The sequence below is a fragment of the Nocardia sp. NPDC004260 genome (genome assembly GCF_053603155.1).
In genome coordinates this window covers 1-4557 of record NZ_JBSGEZ010000174.1, presented here as the reverse complement: position 1 = coordinate 4557, position 4557 = coordinate 1, and the positions used below count along the sequence as shown (strand labels likewise).

The following is a 4557-nucleotide window of genomic DNA, read 5'->3' as shown; positions in this document are numbered from 1 at the left end:
TACACGGCGCTGATGCTGGCGTTCGGGCTGGGCGAGAACGTCGCGGTGATCGACACCGAGCGTGGATCGGCGTCGAAGTATGTGGGGCGCAACGGCTGGCACTTCAAGACCATGAAGCCCGCGAGCTATTCACCGCTGTCGCTGGTCGATCACCTCGGCAAGGCGGCGGGCGCCGGGTTCGACGTCGTCATCATCGACTCCCTGTCGCACTACTGGATGGGCACCGACGGGATGCTCGAACAGGTCGACCGCCGCAGCGTCAAAAGCAAGTTCTCCTCAGGCTGGAAGGACGTCGGGCCGGAGGAGAAGCGGATGCTCGACGCCATCCTCGCCTTCCCTGGCCACATCATCGCAACATTGCGGGTGAAGACCGAATACGTGCTGGAGGTCGGCGACAACGGTAAGCAGGTGCCACGCCGGGTCGGGCTGAAGCCGGTTCAGCGTGACGGGATCGAGCATGAGTTCGACCTCGTCGGCGACCTGGATCTGTCGAACACCCTCACGGTGTCGAAGTCGCGTATCGAGGGCGTGGACATCGGCGCCGCGTACACGAAGCCGGGGATAGAGCTGGCGGTGGAAGTGGCGCAGTTCCTGGCCGAGGGCAAGCAGCTGCCGACGGTGTCGGAGTACCGCGACCGCGCGCTGGAACTGGACTCGGTCGATGACTTGCGGAAGCTGTTCGAGGAAGTCGCCGGCCATCAGCTCGACGGCGCCCCGATGTTGGACGACGGCGGGTTCCCCACAGTGTTGGGCGACTTCATCCGCAAGCGCGCCTCCCAGGTGAAGATGCGCAACCCGGAGGCCGGGTCATGACCGCCATTCACCCCGAACGCCCGACGTTCCAGGCCGCCCAGGACTGGGGTGTCTCGGATGTGCGCTGGCATGACGACCGCAACTTCGAGCGCCTGGTTAATGCCGACCTCCGAGACCCCAAGGGCATTGGACCGCAGTACGCGATCCTGCGCCGCAAAGAGAACCGTGTCCGCTGGTTGCAGACGCTCGTCAGCATTCAGCAGTCGATCATGCAGCAGAACGCCCACGACAACGCCACCCTCAAGGCGCACCCCGGCCGGTTGCGTACGAGTGGCCGGGTCTCGCAGGCGTATCTCGATGCCAAGCGGGAGATCGAGGAACGCAAGCGGCCGCGGGAACGCGCGTTGCGCGCAGTGAATGAGCGCCTGGGGGAGGCTCGCCGCCTGATCGGCTCCGACCCGTTGGCGAACTCGACAGCCGGGCGTGTGGTGGCCTATCTCGCGGAGGTTGATCTGCTGCTGCGGGAGGGGAACGTCGACGACGCGGTGCGCAAGGTGCGTTCGTTGATGTGGAACCTCGGGTCGGGCGGCGCGGAGGTGGAGTCGTGATCGAGGACCCGTTCAACCTGCTCGAGATCGAGGCCGGTCTGCGCCGCCTGGAGTCCACCGGCGGCCAGGCCGCGCTCGAACTGAAGAAGTGGCGCGAGGAACTGGCCCACAAGCGCCATGCCCTGCGTGTCGCCAAGTTCAAGGCGACCTTCGACGCCCCTGCGGGCACCGTGCAGATGAAGGCCGCCTATGTCGATCAGGAGACCGCGAGCCTGCAACTGGAGTGCGACCTCGCCGAGGCTCAGGTGAAATACGCGGCCGACCTTGTGAACGAGCGGTCGTCGGAGCGGTCGGCGTTGCAGACTCGGGCGAAGCTGGCGATGGAAGCGATGCGCCTCGCCGGATACGGCGGTGGGGCATGAGCGTTAATCCCCGTCTCCGGGATGTGGTCCGGCAGTCGTGGCCGAAGCGCCAGCCCCGCGCCAAGCGCGTGAAGAACCCCGGCGAGTCCAACACTCGCAAGCTCCTCACCACCCGTTCCGGTGGCCTATGTGAACGCTGCGGTATCGCTCCCGCCCAGTCGGTACACCACCGCTGGAAGAGGGGGCAGGGAGGGCCGTGGTCGGCCTCCAACTGCGTCGCGCTCTGCGGGGACGGGGTTCGCGGATGCCACGGCTTCGCTGAGCACAACCCGAACGCCGCCGAACCCGAAGGGCTGCATCTGCGTCCGTGGATGACGCCCACCGAGTCCCGGTTCCTGTACCGCGGCCGGTGGGTGCTGCTCACGGATGACGGCCGCGTGGAGCCGATTGGGGGTGAGCAGTGATCGACTGGATCGACTTATTTAGCGGAGGCGGTGGTTCGAGCGTGGGGATCCGCCGCGCTGGCCAACAGGTGAAGGCGTGCGCCAACCACTGGCCCGTCGCTGTGGCGACTCACCAGAAGAACCACCCGGACGTCGAGCACTTCACCGCGAACCTGTCGGAGACCGACTTCCGCATCTTCCCCCGAACCACCGCACTGTGGGCGTCCCCGTCGTGTGTGTGGCACGCCCGCTCCGGTGGACGTAAGCAGCCTCCCGCGGAGGTGGAGCGGCTGCGGCAGGACACGGGCGCGATCGACCGGGCCACCGCTTTCGCGGTGATCGCCGCCGCGGAAGTTCACCAGTACGAGGCGATCGTGGTGGAGAACGTCGAGGAGTTCACCCGCTGGACCCTGTTCCGTTGGTGGCTGGACGGTCTCGCCGCTCTCGGGTACCGGCATCAGACGGTGGTGTTGGATGCCGCGGCGGTACCGGGTGCGGTGGCTCAGGTGCGGCGCCGCTGGTTCGGGGTGTTCACCCGCGACGGGGGCGTAGACCTGTCACTGCCTGCGGTGCAAACCCCTCCCGCTACGTCGATTCTGGATCCGGATCCGGGCCGGCCGGTCACGCGGCGGCTGTATGTGTCCCCGCAGATCGAGCAGATCACTGAACCGGGTGTGCCGCATCTGGTGATGTACCGGCGCAACGCGAAACCCCGGCGGGCGGATCGGCATCCGCTCGCCACGGTGACCGCGGGCGGGAACCATCACGCGGTCGCCACCGTCACCGCGGACGGGGTGTTTCACCGGATGCTCACCAACACCGAGCGCGCACGGGCGCAGGGGTTTCCGGACTCCTATCAGTGGGTGGGGAACCGGGCGGAGGTCCTCAAGCAGGTGGGCAATGCGGTGGCCGTCCCCGTGGCCGAGTTCCTTGCCCGCCGAATCGCTGTCCACCTCGAAGGAGCGGCGTCATGACCGCAATCTTCCGCCAGCGCCCCACCACCTTCCATCCCCCAGCCTTCCCCTTCGAGGTGGAGAACCGTTACCGCTGCATCGACGCCCGCCATGAGGGCGTGCTCTACAACCCCGCCAACGACCGGACGTACTGCCTGTGCGGCCGGGTGATACGTCCGGGGGACTGTGGCCGGCGCCTGTCTCCGTACGAGCGGGCGGAGGCGGATTCGTCCCGGCCGGATGTGGTGGGGCATGAGGCGAGGGCGTACCTGGATCGGGTGCACGGCCGCGAGCTCGTGGTCGTCCCGTCCGAGTGCGGTGATCAGTACGCGCTGGCCATCAACCCGGAAGGAGAAGCGTAATGGCACGCAACGAACCGCTGTGGCCGGACGTGAGCCCCGTGAACTCCGCCCCGCTGTCACAGCTGTACAGCGTCCCCGCCTACCGCTCCAGCCCGGAGGAGAAGGCGCGCTACGCCGAGTCTAAATCCCAACTCCCCTGCGAGGAATGCGTCGCGGTGCAGCACGAGACCCGAGGGAAGTTCGGGCCACGGATGCAGACGAAGGTCCGCAGGACGTTCAAGGGCGGCCCGAATCTGCGGCTGTGCCGACGACACGCCAACGCCTGGCGGGAGCGGGATGAGGCGGATCTGAAGAAGAAGGGGGAGGCGTCATGACCGACACCTTCCGTCTCCTCATCACCAGCTCCCGTACCTGGCCCAACCCCCACGCCCTGTGGGGCGCGATCGGGTCAGCGATCACGAACTGCCTGCCCAACGGCGGCGTGGTCACGGTCGTGCACGGCGGCTGCCGCACCGGCGGCGACCATCACACGCATGTGTGGTGCCAGCATCCGGTCTGCGACCCCGGCTACCGGGCGGTAGAGGAAGTGCACCCCGCGGACTGGGAACGCTACGGCAAAGCCGCTGGGCCGATCCGCAATCAGGAGATGGTCGACCTCGGAGCCGATCTCGTGCTGGCGGCCCCTCTTCCGGGTGCCCGGTCTCTGTCTCGGGGCACGTGGGATTGCGTGGACCGGGCACGGATCGCCGGGTTGCGGGTGGAGATCGTGGCACCGACGGATGCGCCTCGGGTGGGCGGGGATGAGCCGGGGCTGTTCGAGATCGGGGGCTCGCGATGAGCACCGACCTGAAGGCGATCATGGAGTTCGACCAGCGCCGTCGCCAGATGCTCGCAGACCCGGACCTGACCGGAGACCTGTTGCTGCTCGCCCTTGCGCTGGACGAGGTAGTCCGCCGCCAGATGGAGAAGGTGCGCCGACCCAAGGGGTGGTCGTGGTGGCACCTGGTGGGCGCATTGGCCCGCGGGGACGCCGACGTGGCGCAAGCGGGCTGGTGGGTGAAAGACCAGATCCGGCGTGATTTGCCCCGCTACGAGAGTCAGCAGCGCGGCCGTGGCTGTGTGGCGCCGATGATCCGGCGAGAAGGCCTATGCGGAAAGAGCGGCAGTTACGGGCTGGCCGACCGTGACCCACTCAC

The 4557-nt window shown here is 67.5% G+C and carries 9 protein-coding genes; all 9 read left to right on the top strand.

The features are described from left to right. A partial coding sequence (locus ACWEO7_RS38195) for an AAA family ATPase (RefSeq protein WP_452430575.1) occupies nucleotides 1-813 on the top strand: 813 nt, incomplete at its 5' end. Next, nucleotides 810-1361: a hypothetical protein gene (locus tag ACWEO7_RS38190; protein ID WP_452430573.1), complete on the top strand. Its 552-nt coding sequence runs from the start codon at nucleotides 810-812 to the stop codon at nucleotides 1359-1361. The genes ACWEO7_RS38195 and ACWEO7_RS38190, both read left to right, overlap by 4 nt. Beyond that, entirely contained in the window at nucleotides 1358-1723 is a 366-nt protein-coding gene (locus tag ACWEO7_RS38185; protein WP_452430571.1) for a hypothetical protein, read from the top strand. Before ACWEO7_RS38190 ends, ACWEO7_RS38185 begins: the two co-directional genes overlap by 4 nt. Then, complete coding sequence (locus ACWEO7_RS38180) at nucleotides 1720-2127, top strand: HNH endonuclease (RefSeq protein ID WP_452430569.1); 408 nt, start codon at nucleotides 1720-1722, stop codon at nucleotides 2125-2127. Before ACWEO7_RS38185 ends, ACWEO7_RS38180 begins: the two co-directional genes overlap by 4 nt. Beyond that, complete coding sequence (locus ACWEO7_RS38175; RefSeq protein WP_452430567.1) at nucleotides 2124-3080, top strand: DNA cytosine methyltransferase; 957 nt, start codon at nucleotides 2124-2126, stop codon at nucleotides 3078-3080. The genes ACWEO7_RS38180 and ACWEO7_RS38175 overlap by 4 nt, the downstream gene beginning before the upstream one ends. Beyond that, nucleotides 3077-3421: a hypothetical protein gene (locus ACWEO7_RS38170; protein ID WP_452430565.1), complete on the top strand. Its 345-nt coding sequence runs from the start codon at nucleotides 3077-3079 to the stop codon at nucleotides 3419-3421. The genes ACWEO7_RS38175 and ACWEO7_RS38170 overlap by 4 nt, the downstream gene beginning before the upstream one ends. After that, nucleotides 3421-3735 carry a hypothetical protein gene (locus ACWEO7_RS38165; protein WP_452430564.1) on the top strand — a complete coding sequence of 105 codons (315 nt, stop codon included), beginning with the start codon at nucleotides 3421-3423 and terminating at the stop codon, nucleotides 3733-3735. Before ACWEO7_RS38170 ends, ACWEO7_RS38165 begins: the two co-directional genes overlap by 1 nt. Continuing rightward, nucleotides 3732-4199, top strand: a complete 468-nt coding sequence (locus tag ACWEO7_RS38160; RefSeq protein WP_452430562.1) for a hypothetical protein — start codon at nucleotides 3732-3734, stop codon at nucleotides 4197-4199. Before ACWEO7_RS38165 ends, ACWEO7_RS38160 begins: the two co-directional genes overlap by 4 nt. Next, a partial coding sequence (locus tag ACWEO7_RS38155; RefSeq protein ID WP_452430561.1) for a hypothetical protein occupies nucleotides 4196-4557 on the top strand: 362 nt, incomplete at its 3' end. The genes ACWEO7_RS38160 and ACWEO7_RS38155, both read left to right, overlap by 4 nt.